12 protein-coding genes are annotated in these 16,417 nt (G+C 70.5%); 5 read left to right on the forward strand and 7 right to left on the reverse strand.

Annotated elements, in window-relative coordinates; genetic code table 11:
- Both CI785_RS13085 and CI785_RS13090 read left to right on the forward strand, forming a co-directional pair.
- Nucleotides 1–2,661: a DUF4118 domain-containing protein gene (locus CI785_RS13085; protein WP_105032517.1), complete on the forward strand. Its 2,661-nt coding sequence runs from the start codon at nucleotides 1–3 to the stop codon at nucleotides 2,659–2,661.
- Nucleotides 2,658–3,338 carry a response regulator gene (locus tag CI785_RS13090; RefSeq protein WP_105032518.1) on the forward strand — a complete coding sequence of 227 codons (681 nt, stop codon included), beginning with the start codon at nucleotides 2,658–2,660 and terminating at the stop codon, nucleotides 3,336–3,338. The genes CI785_RS13085 and CI785_RS13090 overlap by 4 nt, the downstream gene beginning before the upstream one ends.
- 99 nt (nucleotides 3,339–3,437) lie before the next feature.
- Here CI785_RS13090 and purL read toward each other — a convergent pair whose 3' ends face one another.
- The 5 genes from purL to CI785_RS13115 form a co-directional block, all read right to left on the reverse strand.
- On the reverse strand, nucleotides 3,438–5,741 hold the full coding sequence (gene purL / locus CI785_RS13095; protein ID WP_105032519.1) for a phosphoribosylformylglycinamidine synthase subunit PurL: 2,304 nt from the start codon (nucleotides 5,739–5,741) through the stop codon (nucleotides 3,438–3,440).
- Entirely contained in the window at nucleotides 5,742–6,539 is a 798-nt protein-coding gene (gene purQ / locus CI785_RS13100; RefSeq protein WP_420808242.1) for a phosphoribosylformylglycinamidine synthase subunit PurQ, read from the reverse strand.
- The gene (gene purS, locus CI785_RS13105; protein WP_105032520.1) at nucleotides 6,536–6,796 is read right to left on the reverse strand and encodes a phosphoribosylformylglycinamidine synthase subunit PurS; all 261 of its coding nucleotides are present in this window, start codon (nucleotides 6,794–6,796) and stop codon (nucleotides 6,536–6,538) included. The genes purQ and purS overlap by 4 nt, the downstream gene beginning before the upstream one ends.
- Before the next feature lie 159 nt (nucleotides 6,797–6,955).
- A complete protein-coding gene (locus tag CI785_RS13110; RefSeq protein WP_105032521.1) occupies nucleotides 6,956–7,543 on the reverse strand; it encodes an SSI family serine proteinase inhibitor in 588 nt (195 codons plus the stop codon).
- Between the two features lie 93 nt (nucleotides 7,544–7,636).
- Nucleotides 7,637–8,518, reverse strand: coding sequence for a 3-methyladenine DNA glycosylase (locus CI785_RS13115; protein ID WP_105032522.1), 882 nt, complete (start codon nucleotides 8,516–8,518; stop codon nucleotides 7,637–7,639).
- 217 nt (nucleotides 8,519–8,735) lie between these two features.
- Between CI785_RS13115 and CI785_RS13120 the strand changes: the two genes are divergently transcribed.
- On the forward strand, nucleotides 8,736–11,909 hold the full coding sequence (locus tag CI785_RS13120) for a S8 family serine peptidase (protein ID WP_105032523.1): 3,174 nt from the start codon (nucleotides 8,736–8,738) through the stop codon (nucleotides 11,907–11,909).
- 209 nt (nucleotides 11,910–12,118) lie between these two features.
- On the opposite strand, the gene CI785_RS13125 is transcribed toward CI785_RS13120, so the two are convergent.
- The gene (locus CI785_RS13125) at nucleotides 12,119–13,405 is read right to left on the reverse strand and encodes an aspartate kinase (protein WP_105032524.1); all 1,287 of its coding nucleotides are present in this window, start codon (nucleotides 13,403–13,405) and stop codon (nucleotides 12,119–12,121) included.
- Between the two features lie 229 nt (nucleotides 13,406–13,634).
- Between CI785_RS13125 and CI785_RS13130 the strand changes: the two genes are divergently transcribed.
- Both CI785_RS13130 and CI785_RS13135 read left to right on the forward strand, forming a co-directional pair.
- Entirely contained in the window at nucleotides 13,635–14,567 is a 933-nt protein-coding gene (locus CI785_RS13130) for an ABC transporter ATP-binding protein (protein ID WP_105032686.1), read from the forward strand.
- Nucleotides 14,564–15,697: an ABC transporter permease gene (locus tag CI785_RS13135; protein ID WP_105032525.1), complete on the forward strand. Its 1,134-nt coding sequence runs from the start codon at nucleotides 14,564–14,566 to the stop codon at nucleotides 15,695–15,697. The genes CI785_RS13130 and CI785_RS13135 overlap by 4 nt, the downstream gene beginning before the upstream one ends.
- A gap of 64 nt (nucleotides 15,698–15,761) precedes the next feature.
- Here the strand turns inward: CI785_RS13135 and recR are convergent, their stop codons facing one another.
- Nucleotides 15,762–16,358, reverse strand: a complete 597-nt coding sequence (recR, locus tag CI785_RS13140; RefSeq protein WP_105032526.1) for a recombination mediator RecR — start codon at nucleotides 16,356–16,358, stop codon at nucleotides 15,762–15,764.
- Nucleotides 16,359–16,417: the final 59 nt, after the last annotated feature.

The following is a 16,417-nucleotide window of genomic DNA, read 5'->3' on the forward strand; positions in this document are numbered from 1 at the left end:
ATGACGCGAGGCCGGTTGAGGGTGTTCCTGGGAGCGGCCCCGGGCGTGGGGAAGACCTACGCGATGCTCGAGGAGGGCCGTCGGCTCCGCTCCGAGGGGCGCGACGTCGTCGTCGCGCTCGTCGAGACGCACGGCCGCACCGCCACCGAGGCCATGACCGAGGGCCTCGAGGTGCTGCCGAGGCGCAGCCAGGACCACCGGGGAGTCCGCCTCACGGACCTCGATCTCGAGGCCGTCCTGACCCGGGGGCCCGGGGTGGCGCTGGTGGACGAACTGGCCCACACCAACGCGCCGGGCACCGGGCACGAGAAGCGGTGGCAGGACGTCGAGGCGCTGCTCGACGCCGGGATCGACGTCATGTCCACCGTCAACGTGCAGCACATCGAGTCCCTGAACGACGTCGTGGAACGCATCACCGGGGTGCCGCACCACGAGACCGTGCCTGACGAGGTGCTGCGCCGGGCAGATCAGGTGGAGGTGGTGGACCTCGCCCCCGAGGCGCTGCGCGTCCGACTCGCCGAGGGGTGCATCTACCCCTCGGGTCGTATCGACGCAGCGATGTCCAACTACTTCCGGGTGGGCAACCTCACCGCGCTGCGCGAGCTCACGCTCCTCTGGCTCGCCGACGAGGTCGACAGCGCCCTCCAGCGGTATCGCGCTGAACAGGGGATCGACGACAAGTGGGAGGCGCGCGAGCGTGTCGTCGTCGCGCTGACCGGCGGGCCCGAGGGCCGCACCCTGCTCCGCCGTGGTGCCCGGATCGCCTCGCGCTCCACGGGAGGGCAGCTGCTGGCCGTGCACGTCACCAACCAGGACGGCCTGCGCGACGCCGACCCCGCCGAGCTCGCGGCTCAGCGGTCCCTCCTGCAGAAGCTGGGCGGCACCTACCACGAGGTGGTGGGCGACCAGACGTCCAGGGCCCTCGTCGACTTCGCCAAGGGGGCCAACGCCAGCCAGCTCGTCATCGGTGTGAGCCGCCGCTCGCGGCTCGCCGCCCTCCTCACCGGCCCGGGCATCGGTGCCACCGTGATCCGCGAGTCCGGCGAGATCGACGTGCACATCGTCAACCACGCCTCGGCCGGTCGCAGGTTCGCGCTGCCGCACGCCGGCGGAGCACTGTCCTGGCGCCGACGCCTGCTCGGGGCCCTCGTAGCCCTGATCGGCGGGCCGCTGCTGACGCTGCTGCTCATGGCGCTGCGCTCCGAGGAGTCCATCACCGGGGACGTCCTCAGCTACCAGCTGCTCGTGATCGTGGCCGCGCTGATCGGCGGCATCTGGCCGGCGCTGTTCGCCGCCGTCCTGTCCGGGCTGACGCTCGACTTCTTCTTCATCGACCCGATCCGCACCCTCACCATCGGCGAACCCGCTCACCTCACGGCGCTGGGCCTCTACATCGTCAACGCCGTGCTGGTCAGCTACGTGGTGGACCAGGCCGCCCGGCGGACGCGCGCGGCGTCACGATCTGCGGCCGAATCCGAGCTGCTCGCGACCGTCGCGGGCGGGGTGCTCCGCGGCCAGGACACGCTGCAGGCGCTCGTGGCGCGCACGCGGGAGGCCTTTGGGCTGGACGCCGCGCGGCTGCGCGCCCCCGACGGCTCACTGCTGTGCGAAGACGTACCCGCGGTGTCACGGGCCGGGCGCCGGGGCCCGACACCGGTCCTGTCCGGGATGTCTCCGCCGGGGCCGGGCGTGCCGTCGGCGACGTCCGGAGGGGACGGCAATGACGGGGATAGCAGCGACGGGGACGGCAGGAACGGGGACGGCGCCGGACCGGTTCCGGTCAGCATCCCCGTGGGGGAGCGGGCGGTGCTCCAGCTCGAGGGCCGCACCCTCGAGGCCGCCGATCGCCGCCTGCTCGCGGTGATCACGGCCCAGATCGACGCCGCCCTCGAGTACCGCGACCTCGCGCGCACAGCGAGCGAGGTGGGACCGCTCGCCGAGGCGGACCGCGTCCGCACGGCGCTGCTCGCGGCCGTCGGGCACGACCTCCGCCGGCCGCTCACCGCCGCGACGACCGCCGTCACGAGCCTGAGGTCCGCAGAGATCACGTTCTCAGCGGAGGAGCAGGCAGCCCTGCTGGAGACCGCCGAGCAGAGCCTCGGCACCCTCTCGACCCTCGTCACCGACCTGCTCGATGCAAGCCGCATCCAGGCCGGGGTGCTGGGTGTCGTGCTGGAACCACTGCGGCCGGAGGACATCATCCTGCCCGCGCTGGAGGAGCTGGACCTGGGCCCGGGTGACGTCGAACTGGAACTGCCCGCCGAATCGCCGCTGCTCCTGGCCGACGCCGTGCTGCTGCAGCGCGTCCTCGTGAACCTGCTGTCCAACGCGGCCCGCCATGCGGGCGGTGCGGAGCCGCCGGTGCTGTCCGTGAGCGATTTCGGCGGGCGGGCGGAGCTTCGCATCATCGACCGCGGTCCGGGCATCCCCGACGACCGGAAGGGCCAGGTGCTCCTGCCCTTCCAGCGGCTCGGGGACACGGACAACGACGCCGGACTCGGCCTCGGGATGGCACTGGCCAGCGGGTTCGTGGAGGGCATGGGCGGGAGCCTGACCCTCGAGGACACACCGGGCGGCGGGCTCACGTCGGTGGTGTCCCTGCCGCATGCGCCGCGGTCCGGGACCGCGCTGCTCAGCGGGGACAGCGTGGGTGCCGCATGAAGGTCCTCATCGCCGACGACGATCCGCAGATCCTGCGCGCGCTCAGCATCACGTTCACGGCGTCCGACTACGACGTGGTCACGGCGGGCGACGGCGGGGCCGCCCTCCGCCGGGCCGCGGAGCACCATCCGGACATCGTGGTGCTGGATCTCGGTATGCCCCACCTCGGCGGCATCGACGTCATCCACGGGCTGCGCGGCTGGAGTACGGTTCCGATCCTCGTGATCTCGGGGCGGATGGACTCGATCGACAAGGTCCAGGCTCTCGATGCCGGCGCTGACGACTACGTCACGAAGCCGTTCCTCACCGACGAGCTGCTCGCCCGCGTGCGAGCCCTCACCCGGCGCCGGCTCCCGGTCCGTGAGGAGGCCGGGGCGGCCTTCGGGGACGTGCGGGTGGATCTCGTGGCGAGGTCCGTGGTCCGGACGACCGACGGCGCGGACATCCACCTGACCCGGACCGAATGGCGGCTGCTCGAGACACTCATGCTCAATCCCGGGCGGCTCGTACCGCAGGAGATCCTGCTGACGGAGGTGTGGGGGCCGCAGCACGTCAACGACTCCGGCTACCTCCGCCTGTACATCCGGCAGCTGCGCAAGAAGCTCGAGCGGGACCCCGGCTCGCCCCGGCACCTGCTGACCGAGGCGGGGATGGGCTACCGGTTCGTACCAGGATGACGGGTGCGCCGCCGTCCCCGGGAGCCGAGGCCCCCGCGTCCGGGGACCTCGGCTCCGGGGGCAGGACACCCGCCGCGGCGGTGCCGGCAGGCCCGGCCTCTAGCTGAAGTGCTTCGGCAGCGTCCCCTCGTGGGCCTCGCGCAGGACGTCCAGCGGCAGGGTGAAGTAGCCCTGCACGTCGAGCGCCCGGTTCTCGGTGTCCACCACGCCGATGCGCATGGTGGGGAAGTTCCGCGCCGTGCACATGTCGTTGAAGCGCACCTCCTCCGAGCGGGGGACGCTCACGACGGCGCGTGCCTGGCTCTCGCTGAACAGGGCGGTGAAGGCGTCGATGCCGTCCCGCTCGCACAGCTCGTCGAGGCCGATCCGCGCGCCGACGTCGAAGCGCAGCGCCATCTCGCTCAGGCCGGCGGCGAGCCCGCCCTCGGAGAGGTCGTGCGCCGCGTCGATCATGCCGTCGCGTGAGCAGTTGACGAGGATCGCCGCGAGCGTCTTCTCGGCGGTGAGGTCCAGGGCCGGAGGCCGTCCGCCGAGGTGACCGCGCAGATTGGCCCACTCGGAGCCGTCCAGTTCGTCCGCCGTCGTGCCCAGCAGGTAGACGGCCTGGCCGTCCTCCCGCCAGCCCGAGGGCGTGCGGCGGGCGACGTCGTCGAACACGCCCAGGACACCGACCACCGGGGTGGGGTGGATGGCCACGCCGCCGGTCTGGTTGTACAGCGAGACGTTGCCGCCGGTCACGGGCACGCCGAGCTCCTGGCAGGCGTCCGCGAGGCCCCGGACGGTCTCGGCGAACTGCCACATGACCTCGGGGTCCTCGGGGGAGCCGAAGTTCAGGCAGTCGGTGACGGCGAGGGGCGCGGCGCCCGACGTCGCCACGTTGCGGTAGGCCTCGGCGAGGGCCAGGCGTGCGCCCTCGTACGGGTCGAGGTAGGAGTACCGGCCGTTGGCGTCCGTGGAGATCGCGACGCCGAGGCCGGTCTCCTCGTCCACGCGGACCACTCCGGCGTCGTCGGGCATGGCGAGGGCCGTGTTGCCCTGGACGTAGCGGTCGTACTGGTCGGTCACCCAGTCCTTCGCGCACATGTTGGGCGAGGCCATCAGTTCCAGGACGGCCTCGCGCAGGTCCGCCGGCCGCTCGACGCCCGCCGAGGAGGTGGTGAAGGCATCCGCCTGGACGCCGTCCAGCCAGGTAGGGCGGTGGTAGGGGCGCTCGTAGACGGGGCCCTCGTGCGCCACGGTGCGGGGATCGACGTCGACGATCTTCTCGCCGGCCCATTCGATGATGAGGCGCCCGGTGTCGGTGACCTCGCCGAGCCACGAGTACTCCACGGCCCACTTGTCCATGATCGCCTCGAATGCCGCGACGTTCTCGGGTGTCACCACGGCCATCATGCGTTCCTGCGACTCGGACATGAGGATCTCACCCGGGGTGAGGGACGGGTCGCGCAGCAGCACGTTGGTGAGTTCCACATGCATGCCGCCGTCGCCGTTGGAGGCCAGCTCCGACGTGGCGCAGGAGATGCCCGCGGCGCCGAGGTCCTGGATGCCCTCCACCACGGAGGCCTTGAACAGCTCGAGGCAGCACTCGATGAGCACCTTCTCGGCGAAGGGGTCGCCCACCTGCACGGCCGGGCGCTTGGAGGGCTTCGTGGAGTCGAAGGACTCCGAGGCGAGCACCGAGGCGCCGCCGATGCCGTCGCCGCCGGTGCGGGCACCGAAGAGGACCACCCTGTTGCCCGCGCCGGAGGCGTTGGCGAGGCGGATGTCCTCGTGCCGCAGCACGCCGACAGCGAGGGCGTTGACCAGCGGGTTGCCCTGGTACACGGAGTCGAACACCACTTCGCCGCCGATGTTCGGCAGGCCGAGGGAGTTGCCGTAGCCGCCGATGCCCGCGACGATCCCGTGCACCAGGCGCGCGGTGTCGGGGTGGTCGATCGCCCCGAAGCGCAGCGGATCCATGACGGCCACGGGGCGGGCGCCCATCGAGATGATGTCACGGACGATCCCGCCGACGCCGGTGGCCGCGCCCTGGTAGGGCTCCACGAAGGAGGGGTGGTTGTGGCTCTCCACCTTAAAAGTCACGGCCCAGCCGTCACCGATGTCCACCACGCCGGCGTTCTCGCCGATGCCGACGAGCAGGTGCTCCTTCATGGCGTCGGTGACTTTCTCGCCGAACTGGCGCAGGTGCACCTTGGAGGACTTGTAGGAGCAGTGCTCACTCCACATCACCGAGTACATGGCGAGTTCGGCGCCGGTGGGCCGGCGGCCGAGGATCTCCTCGACACGCCGGTACTCGTTCTCCTTGAGGCCGAGCTCGGCCCAGGGGAGCGCCTGATCCGGGGTGGCCTCGGCGTGGGCGACGGTGTCGATGTTGAACTTCCGGGACGTCGTCTCTGCAGTCACTTAGCCCACCAGTTTCTTGAGTACCGAGGTGAAGATGCCGAGTCCGTCGGTGCCGCCGCGGAGGTCCACGGCGCCGCGCGCGGAGGAGTCGGGGCCGAAGCCCGCCTCGACGGCGTGTTCGGGGTGCGGCATGAGCCCGACGACGTTGCCCGCCGCGTTGGAGATGCCGGCGATGTCGCGGCGCGATCCGTTGGGGTTGCCGCCGACGTAGCGGAAGACCACGCGGCCCTCGCCCTCGAGCTCGTCGAGGGTCCGGTTGTCGGCCACGAACTGCCCGTCCTGGTTCTTGAGCGGGATGACGAGTTCCTCGCCCTCCGCGTACTCCGAGGTCCAGAAGGTCCCGGCGTTCTCCACGCGCAGGCGCTGGTCGCGGCAGAGGAAGTGCAGGGACTCGTTCTTGATCATGGACCCGGGCAGCAGGTGCGCCTCGGTCAGGACCTGGAAGCCGTTGCAGATGCCGAGCACGGGGAGCGCGTCGGCGCCACCCGAGGCGGCCGCCGTGATCTGCTCCATGAGCGGGGCGAAGCGGGAGATGGCGCCGGCGCGCAGGTAGTCGCCGTAGGAGAAGCCGCCGGGGATGATCACGGCGTCCACGCCCTGCAGGTCGTGGTCACCGTGCCAGAGCTGGACGGCGCTGCCCCCGGCGAGCCGCACGGCGCGGGCGGCGTCGCGGTCGTCCAGGGTGCCGGGAAAGGTCACGACACCCACGCTTACGCCGTCGAGCGGACTGGCCGCGTCGGCCGGTGCGAGGGGCTGCGGGCCGCCGATGAGGGGGGTCTCGACAGGGGAGGAGGTCACTGGGCGTCCTCCTCGAGAACCTCCACGCGCGTGACATCCTCGATGACGGGGTTGGACAGCAGCGTGGTGGCGGCATGGCGGGCCTGCTCGAGGACCTCGTCCGTGACGTCACCGTCCACGGTCAGCTCGAACCGCTTGCCCTGGCGGACAGCGGTGAAACCGGTGAGGCCGATCCGGGGGAGTGCGCCTGCGATCGCCTTACCCTGCGGGTCGAGGATCTCGGGCTTGGGCATGACGTCGACAACGATCCGGGGCATCCGGCAACTCCTGTGGGTGAGCAGTGGGTATGCAGCCGCCCGGGAGTGCCGTCTCACGCCGCATCAGGGTCGATACCGGCGCTCCGCGAGCTTGCGGGTCCAGTCTACCGGGGTTTCGCCGCGCACCCGTCCCGTACCTGCGCCGCCCGCGCGGGCCCCCTACTGCCCTCCGGGCGTCCCCAGGAGGTCCCGGACCTTGTCCCAGCGCGAGATCTCGCAGCCGTCCGTGAGGGAGAAGGAGGCCAGCACGGACGTGCCGTCGAGGTCGCCGGTGATGCTCGCGGTCTGCGGCCCGCCGTACTGCTGCGTGCAGATCACGTCCTTGTTCGGCCGAGCCGTGAAGAACTTCGTGCCGAGCCGGCCGAGCGCGGCGCACGCGGCCTCGGCCCCGGGGAGGGTGGAGGCGGGTCCGGGCGCGCCGTCGACGCACTCGAGGACGTACTGAACGGGTTCGGCCGCGGCGTCCTGGCTGACCGAGATGGTCAGGAGGGCGTTGGTGGCGCCGGCAGGAGGAGCAGCCGACGTCGGGGTAGGCGGGGTGGACGCCGTGGGGGATGCCGTCGGGGAGTCGCTCGCGGACGGTCGGGGGGTGGCGAACTGCACGGCGGTCTCCTGATCGGTCGGTTCGGCCGCCGGCCCACCCGGGGTGCAGGCGGCGAGGGTGAGGCACAGGGCGGCGAGGGGCAGGGCGCGGCGCAGGACGGCGCGGCGCGGTCGGCGTCCCGGCATCGGGTCGGTACTGGTCACGGTGTCCCTTCGAGTGGTTTCCCAGCGTAACGGCTGGTGGGGGCACAGCGAAGCACCGCGGCGCCCGGTCGCGTGCCGGTGCCGCCGTCGTCGTCAGTCCGCGGCGAGAGCCCGCTCGAGGTCCTCGAGGAGCCGCACCCGGAGGGCCTGCGACTCCTCGGCGAAGCCGCGTTGCAGGCGGACGTACTCCGCCTTGCCCTCGGCCGTCTCGATGGCGATCGGCGTGTAGCCCCAGGCTGCGAGATCGTACGGGGAGGCCCGCATGTCCATGACGCGGATGCGCCAGGACAGCTCGAAGCAGTCCATGACGAGCTCACTCGGGAGCAGGGGCGTGAGCTTGTAGGCCCACTTGTACAGGTCCATGTTCGCGTGGAGGCACCCGGGCTGTTCGAGGTCCCGCTGCGTCGCGCGGGTGGGCGCGTGTTCGTTGAGGGGCACGGCTTCCGGGGTGTAGAAACGGAAGGCGTCGAAGTGCGTGCAGCGGATGCGGGAGGAGTCGACGACGTCGTCCGTCCCGTCCGCGCCCAGGCGCAGGTCGAGGTACTCGTGGCGCACGCCGTTGACCGCCGAGCGGTAGGCCATGGCCCACTCATGGAGCCCGAAGCAGCCGAACTGCGCCGGGCGGGCCGCGGTGCGGCCGAGGATCAGGCGTGCGAAGTCGATGGCGTCACGCCGTTCCTCGACGAACCGGCCGACGTCCACGCGCACGCCGTCACCGGCGGCGTAGTACTTCCAGCCGGCGCGCTCCGCGGCGGCGGGGCCGGTCAGCACGACTGCCGCCCCGGGGTGCCAGCGCAGGAGCTGCCCCGGCTTCTGGTTGTAGTAGGTGAAGAGGAAGTCCTCCACCGGGTGCTTGGCCCCCCGTGACCGCCGCTCCAGGTACGGCTCGCTGAAGCGGGTCACGCGGTCCCGGTGCCGCCGTTCGCGGTCCTGCCAGTCGGCCTCGGGGAGACGGGTGGGGACAACGGCGGGCATTGTTCCATTATCACCTCGACCCCCAGAGGTAAATCCCCTGTGAAAAGAGAGGGAATTCGGGCCGTGGCGCGCTGGTCACCATGAGTTGCCTCAGGTAAGTTGTGACTGCTGTGGCGCTTGTGATCGTCATCACAGGGTGGGGGTCCTCTCCAGGAGTCACGGCGCAGGGGGAACGGTTCCGGCCGGCCCGCACTTCCACGAGAGGCACTACCTTCCAATGACACAACGGAGAACAGCCGGACAGGGGCGCAGCACACTGCGCGCTGCCACGGCGATCGTCCTGGGTCTGCCACTGCTGGTGACGTCGACGGCCGTCGCGCCCGCTGCTTTCGCAGCGCCCGCGCAGGGCACTTCGATCATGCCCCAGAAGGCTCCGACCAAGGAGCTGGACCCCGCGCAGTACCCGGATGGCAAGTACATCGTCGTGCTCGCCGACAAGCCGGTCGCCACCTACGAGGGTGGCGTGGACGGCATCGCACCGACCAAGCCGCAGAAGGGCGAGAAGCTCGACGCCGCCGCGGAGAACGTGCAGCAGTACTCGCAGTTCCTCGAGACCAAGCAGCAGGAGGTCGCCGGCGAGAAGAACGTCGACATCAAGCGCACCTACACGGCAGCGCTGAACGGCTTCGCCGCGGACCTCAGCACCGATCAGGCCGTGGAGCTCGCCAAGAGCGACGACGTCCTGCTCGTGGCACCGGACGTCGAGAACGCGCCGGACTACTCGAGCATCGACTTCCTCGGCCTGAACGGCAACAAGGGGACGTGGAAGAGCCAGTTCGGCGGCGAGAAGAACGCCGGCGCCGGCACGGTCGTCGGTGTCATCGACACCGGCTACGCGCCGGACAACCCCTTCTTCGCGGGCAGCCCCGTCAAGCCGCTCAAGGGCAACGCCAAGCCCAAGGTGGGCGAGCCCTACCGCGACGCGAGCGGCAACATCGCCATGCTGAAGTCCGACGGCAGCACCTTCGTGGGTGAATGCCAGGTCGGCGAGGACTTCGACGGAAGCCTCTGCAACTCGAAGGTCCTCTCGGCCCAGTACTTCGCGGACACCTTCGTGGCCAGCGTGCCCGAGGCCGACCGCGCGCCCCAGGAAGTCCTCTCCCCCGTGGACATCGACAACCACGGAACGCACACGGCCAGCACGGCCGCCGGCAACGCCGGTGTGACGCAGACCGTGGACGGCCGCAACTTCGGCGTCTCCTCGGGTGTGGCCCCGGCCGCCAAGATCTCCGTCTACAAGACCTGCTGGGAGGACAACGACCCCGCCACCGGTGGCTGCTACTCCTCCGCGGCGATCGCGGCCATCAACCAGGCCATCCTCGACGGCGTCGACGTCCTCAACTACTCGATCTCGGGCAGCACGACGACGACGACGGACCCCGTGTCCCTGGCCTTCCTCTCCGCCACGTCCGCGGGCATCTTCGTGGCCGCCTCGGCCGGCAACTCCGGCCCCACCGCCAGCACCGTGAACCACGGCGGGCCCTGGATGACGACGGTCGCCGCCAGCACCTTCAACTACGAACTGCAGGGCACCGCCGAGTTCTCCGACGGCACCAAGTACCGGGGCGCATCGATCATGCGCACGGGCGTCCCCGCCAGCCCGGTGGTCCTCGCGGCCGATGCCGCGGCAGCCGGTGCCGTCACCCCGAACCTCTGCGGTCCCAACACCCTCGACCCGGCGAAGGTGGCCGGCAAGATCGTGGTCTGCGACCGCGGCGTCGTCGACCGCACCGCCAAGAGCGCCGAGGTCAAGCGCGGTGGCGGTGTGGGCATGATCCTCGTGAACCTCGTCGACTCCTCGACGGACACCGACCAGCACGTGATCCCCACGGTGCACGTCAACGCCCCCGAGGCCCTCGAGCTCAAGGCGAAGGTCGCGGCCAACCCCGCCATCAAGGTCGCCCTGCAGCCCACGGACACCACGGGCAAGCCCCTGCCGCCCGTACCGCAGATCGCCGGGTTCTCCTCGCGCGGCCCGCTGCTCGCCACCGATTCCGATCTCCTGAAGCCGGACATCACGGCTCCCGGTGTGGCCGTCCTCGCGGGCGTCTCCACCGTCGGATCCAACGGCGCGCAGTTCGGCTTCCTCTCCGGGACCTCCATGGCCTCGCCCCACGTGGCAGGCCTGGGCGCACTGGTACTCAGCAAGAACCCCGGCTGGTCACCCGCCACGGTGAAGTCGGCCATGATGACCACGGCCACCCCCCTGAAGACCGCCACCGGCGGCGTCGAGACCGACGTCCTCGCCGTGGGTGCGGGCCACATCAACCCGGCCACCGTCCTCAGCCCCGGCCTGGTCTACGACCAGAACGAGGACGACTATCTCCGCTTCATCGCGGGGACCGGCTTCGACCTCGGGATCGGGGACATCGAGCCCGTCGCGGCCAAGGACACCAACGTCCCGTCCTTCGCGCTCGGCAACCTGACGGGTCGCACGGAGGTGACCCGCACGGTCACCGCCCTCACCCCGGGCATCTACCGTGCCACCGCCAACGTCCCCGGCGTGAAGGTCACGGTCACGCCGTCGATCCTCAACTTCAGCGCCGCGGGGGAGACCCGCACGTTCAAGGTCTCCTTCGAGAACCAGAGCGCTCCGTTCGGCAAGTTCGCCGGCGGCTCGCTCACCTGGGAGGGCCAGGGCAAGAAGGTCACCTCACCGGTGGCCGTCCGCCCGCAGGCCGTCAACGCGCCGGCCGACGTGACCCTCACCTCGGCCGGTTCCAACGGCAGCGGCACCTTCGACGTCACCTCGGGGACGAATACCCCCATCAAGATGACGCTCCTGGGCCTCGCCAAGGCTGACTCCTCGGCGATCAACCTGGTGCCCGGTGGCCTGGCTAACGGCAACAACGCCTCCAACGCCGTCAAGGACGTCACCGTCCCCGCCGGCGCCCCGGTCGCGAAGTTCTCCGTCCTGTCCAGCGACCCTGCCGCCGACTTCGACATGTTCCTCGTCACGCCGGCCGGCACCGTCACCCAGGTGGCGACGTCGGACGCGAGCGAGACCATCACGCTCGAGAAGCCGGCGCCCGGCACCTACCGGATCATCGCCAACCTGTACGCCAGCACCGACAATGCGCCGACCGCCGGCACGATCGATGCGGCAGTGCTGACCGGCACGGAGAAGAACGCGACACTGACGCCCAACCCGCTCGCCCTGGCGAACGGCAGCAAGGGCGCCGTGACCCTCAACTGGACCGGCCTCGCTGCCGGCTCACACGTGGGACGCGTGACCTACGAGGGGTCCTCGGCCGTGACCTACGTGACGGTCGTCGTCGGCGGAGCGGGCAATGTCGCGGCGCAGCCGACGGCGGAGCTCCCCACCGTCAACCCGGCGGACAAGCTCATGACCGGTCCTCGCGAGTCGACCACCCCGACCGGCGACAAGTAGCAGCACACCCCACGGGGACATGAGAAAGGCCGGTGGATCATCGATCCACCGGCCTTTCTCATGCTGTCGGTGCCGTTCGTCATTCCTGCTTCCCGCGGCATCCCGGGCCCGATGTGCCCCAGCGCGCCGCTCCTCGTACCCGCGGGCATCAGGAACCGGGAACGACGGCGGGACCGGCCGTCGCGCAGGCGACGGGCGGAGCGGAGGTCCTAGCGCCCCGAGCCGGCGTAGACGGTGGCCGTGGCGTCACCGTCGAGCTCGAACGCAGCGTGGACGGCGCGGACGGCGTCGTCGAGCAGGTCCGCTCCCGTGACCACGGAGATGCGGATCTCCGACGTCGAGATCATGTCGATGTTCACGCCGGCGTCGGACAGGGCACGGAAGAAGCGGTAGGAGACGCCCGGGTTGGAGCGCATGCCCGCACCGATCAGGGAGAGCTTGCCGATCTTCTCGTTGTACTCCACCGTCTCGAAGCCCACGCGGTCCTGCGCCTCGCCGAGGGCGGCGAGCGCCTCGACGCCGTCGACGATCGGCAGGGTGAACGAGATGTCCGTGCGGCCCGAGCCGTGCGTCGAGACGTTCTGGACGATCATGTCGATGTTCGTGTTGGCACCCGCGACGATCCCGAAGATCTCCGCCGCCTTGCCGGGGATGTCGGGAACCCCGACCACGGTGACCTTCGCTTCGGACCGGTCGTGGGCCACTCCGGAGATGATGGGCTGTTCCAAGGGTTCTCCCTCTTGAATCTTGATCTGGTCGTCGGGGCTGGGCAGCACCCAGGTGCCCTCGTTGTGGCTGAAGGAGGAGCGGACGTGCAGGGGGACCCCGAAACGCCGCGCGTACTCGACGCAGCGCAGATGCAGGATCTTGGCGCCCGAGGCTGCCATCTCGAGCATCTCCTCGCTCGAGATCGTGTCGATCTTCTGCGCGGACGGGACCACGCGGGGGTCGGCGGTGTAGACGCCGTCGACGTCGGTGTAGATCTCGCAGACGTCGGCCCCGAGCGCTGCCGCGAGGGCGACGGCGGTGGTGTCCGACCCGCCGCGGCCGAGGGTCGTGATGTCGTTGCTCTCCCGGCTCATGCCCTGGAAGCCGGCCACGATCGCGACGTCGCCCTTCTCGATGGCGGTCAGGATGCGGTGAGGGGAGACGTCGATGATCCGTGCCTTGCCGTGGATCGCGTCCGTGATCATGCCGGCCTGGCTGCCGGTGAAGGACTGCGCGGAGGCACCGATCCCGTGGATCGCCATGGCCAGCAGGGCCATCGAGATGCGCTCGCCCGCGCTGAGCAGCATGTCCATCTCGCGGGCGTCCGACGTCGCGCTCACCTGGGCGGCGAGGTCGAGCAGCTCGTCCGTGCTGTCGCCCATGGCGGACACGACCACCACCACCTGGTGGCCTGCAGCCTGCGTGTCGACGACGCGCCGGGCGACCCGCTTGATGCCCTCGGCGTCGGCGACCGAGGACCCGCCGAATTTCTGGACTATGAGGCTCATGCACTCGCTCACTGGGACGACGGCGGTGGACCTCGCCGTGCTGGCTGGGACTTCAGGGGCGGCAGCACCGGCGCCTCGGGGCGGCAGTTCGAAACCCTGCGCCCGTGCCAGTCTAGCGACGGGCTGATCCCCGGCCCAAAGTCCGCGTCCGTTTAAGAACAGCCGCCGGAACGTGCTCCCCGCGTCGATCCTGCGGTCCTGGCACCGGGGTGTGGCCTACTCTCGTACCATGACCGACGAATGTGGGGGAATCGTTGTCGAGGGGGTTGCCAGGAGCTTCGGCCCGGTACAGGCGATCCGCGACATCGATTTCGAGGCTCCGCCCGGGGAAGTGACCGCTCTGATCGGTCCCAACGGCTCCGGCAAGACCACCTTGATGCTCATGATGGCGAGCCTGCTGGCTCCCGATCACGGCACCGTGCGTGTGGCGGGCTTCGACCCCGTGACACAGCCCGCGGAGGTGAGGAGCCGTGTGGGCTGGATGCCCGACACCCTCGGGGTGTGGGAGTCGCTCACCGCCTTCGAGGTGCTGAGGACCCTCGGCACGCTCTACGGCATGAGCGTCGCGGACAGCGCACGGCGTGCCGACGAACTGCTCGTCGCCGTGAAGCTCACCGAGTTCGGCCGTGCCCCGGCCCGCGTGCTCTCCCGCGGACAGCAGCAGCGGCTGAGCCTCGCCCGGGCGCTGATCCACGATCCGCAGGTCCTGCTCCTGGACGAACCCGCATCGGGGCTCGATCCCGGCTCCCGGGTGGATCTGAGGTCCCTCCTGCGCTCCCTGGCCGCCGCGGGCAAGACCGTCGTCGTATCGAGCCATGTCCTGTCCGAACTCGACGAGATCGCCGATCGCGCGGTCTTCGTGAGCCGCGGACAGTCGGTCAAGAGCCAGACGCTCCACGAGGCCGGCAGCCAGGCACGCCGCTATTACGTCCAGGCCGAGCCGATGCAGGCGCTCGCCGATGCCCTGCGGAGCCACGGGGTCCGCTACGAGATGCGCGCCGACTCCCGCCGCGAGGAGTTCCAGATCCAGCTCGGCAGCACGGCGGAAGCCTCCTGGCTGCTGCGCACCCTGGTGATGGCCGACGTCGTCGTCACCGCCTTCGCGCCCGCCGGCGGCGCCCTCGAAGAGACCTACATGAGCCTGGATACGGACCGACTATGAGCGCAGGAACCGAACACTCGACCAGGCAGCCCTTCGGGCAGGCCACGCGGCTGCCGCTCTGGTCCGCCGTCCGCACCGTCTTCTCGCTCGAGATGAGGCAGCGGCTGCGTGGCAGGGGCTGGTACTGGATGCTCGGCATCTGGTTCACCGTGATCGCCCTCATCTTCGTGCTCGGGACGGCGTTCCTCGGCGCCACCGACAACGAGGGCGGGGTCCTCTTCGACCTGGTGGTGGGCTTCATCCTGCTGTTCGGCCTGCTCGTGGCACCCGGGCTGTCCGCGAACGCCGTCAACGGCGACCGGGCGGGTGGCACCCTCGCGATCCTCCAGGTGACCCTGCTGACGCCGGGACAGCTTCTCGCGGGCAAATGGCTGGCCTCCTGGGTCGCGTCGCTCGCCTTCCTCGTCCTCAGCAGCCCCTTCATCTTCTGGGCCCTGGCGCTGGGAGGGGTGAACGCCGCGGAAGCGCTGGTCTCGCTCGTCATGCTCGCGGTGGAACTCGGCGTCGTCTGCGCCATCGGCGTCGGGGTCTCGGCACTGGCCAACCGGCCCCTGTTCTCGATCGTCAGCACGTACATGCTGGTGGCTTTGCTGGCGATCGGCACGGTGATCGTCTTCGGGTTGAGCACCACGCTCGTCATGGAAGAGAGGACCGTGCGGTCCTCCTACTACACCTATCCCGAGAGCAGCCTCGACAGCATGGGCGTGCCGGAGGAGGGCGCCGAGGCGGTGTGCCAGTCCCAGACCTACACCGCGGACCTCCCCGACACGCAGTACATCACGTGGCTGCTCGCGGCGAACCCGTTCGTGGTGGTCGCCGACGCCGTGCCCTACAGCCTCCCGGACGTGGAGGCCGACCCGGCGCCGGGTGGGATGGTTCCGGGCAGCTACTACGCGCCGGGTGTCATGGAGACGGTCAGCCAGGGGGTGCGCTCGGCCCAGGCGGGGCCGGACCTCGAGGTCACCTGCGAGGAGTCGATGAGTGGGCGCCAGCCGCTCCCGCAGGGCGTGCCGATCTGGCCCCTCGGCCTCGGCCTCCAGCTCCTGCTGGCCGGCGCGCTCCTGCTCATCGGCCGCCGGAAGCTGACCATGCCCGCCAGGCGTCTCGCGCAGGGGACGCGCATCGCCTGATCGGCGTAGGCGAGCCCGGGCAGGCGCGGACCCGGCTCGCCGTCGACCCTCGGGGGGCCGACCGTCAGGACATGGCGCGGCGGCCCTCGAAGGCGCGGCCGAGGGTCACCTCGTCCGCGTACTCGAGGTCCCCGCCGACGGGCAGGCCGGAGGCCAGGCGGGTCACCGGGATCCCGATCGTCTTGAGCATGCGCACCAGGTAGGTGGCCGTCGCCTCGCCCTCCAGGTTGGGGTCGGTGGCGATGATGATCTCCTGGACCTTCTCGTCCGAGAGGCGCGCCAGCAGTTCGCGGATGCGCAGCTGGTCCGGTCCCACCCCGGCGATCGGGTTGATCGCGCCGCCGAGGACGTGGTACCTGCCGCGGAAGGACCGTGTGCGTTCGACGGCGATGACGTCCTTGGACTCCTCGACCACGCAGATCATGGACGGGTCGCGGCGCGGATCGCGGCAGATGGCGCACTGCTCCTGCTCCGCCACGTTGCCGCAGATGGTGCAGAACTTCACGCGTTCCTTGACCGTGGTGATCGCCGTGACGAGGCGCTTCATGTCCTCACCGTCGGACTCGAGGATGTGGAACGCGAGGCGCTGGGCCGACTTCGGCCCTACCCCGGGCAGGCGTCCGAGCTCATCGATCAGCTCTTGCACTGCGCCTTCGTACACGATGGTCCCTCTTCTGCTGTATGGTCCGCCGGCCCGGTTGCGTCCGGCGGCATGCTCTT

The organism is Arthrobacter ruber (assembly GCF_002954225.1).
Classification (GTDB): Bacteria; Actinomycetota; Actinomycetes; order Actinomycetales; family Micrococcaceae; genus Arthrobacter_D; species Arthrobacter_D ruber.

Excerpts from the sequence above, each read along its gene's own strand:
- CI785_RS13085 (WP_105032517.1), top strand. The coding sequence starts at position 1 with ATGACGCGAGGCCGGTTGAGGGTGTTCCTGGGAGCGGCCCCGGGCGTG.
- CI785_RS13090 (WP_105032518.1), top strand. The coding sequence starts at position 2,658 with ATGAAGGTCCTCATCGCCGACGACGATCCGCAGATCCTGCGCGCGCTC.
- purS (WP_105032520.1), bottom strand. The coding sequence starts at position 6,796 with ATGCCCCGGATCGTTGTCGACGTCATGCCCAAGCCCGAGATCCTCGAC.
- CI785_RS13115 (WP_105032522.1), bottom strand. The coding sequence starts at position 8,518 with ATGCCCGCCGTTGTCCCCACCCGTCTCCCCGAGGCCGACTGGCAGGAC.
- CI785_RS13120 (WP_105032523.1), top strand. The coding sequence starts at position 8,736 with ATGACACAACGGAGAACAGCCGGACAGGGGCGCAGCACACTGCGCGCT.
- CI785_RS13125 (WP_105032524.1), bottom strand. The coding sequence starts at position 13,405 with ATGAGCCTCATAGTCCAGAAATTCGGCGGGTCCTCGGTCGCCGACGCC.
- CI785_RS13130 (WP_105032686.1), top strand. The coding sequence starts at position 13,635 with ATGACCGACGAATGTGGGGGAATCGTTGTCGAGGGGGTTGCCAGGAGC.
- CI785_RS13135 (WP_105032525.1), top strand. The coding sequence starts at position 14,564 with ATGAGCGCAGGAACCGAACACTCGACCAGGCAGCCCTTCGGGCAGGCC.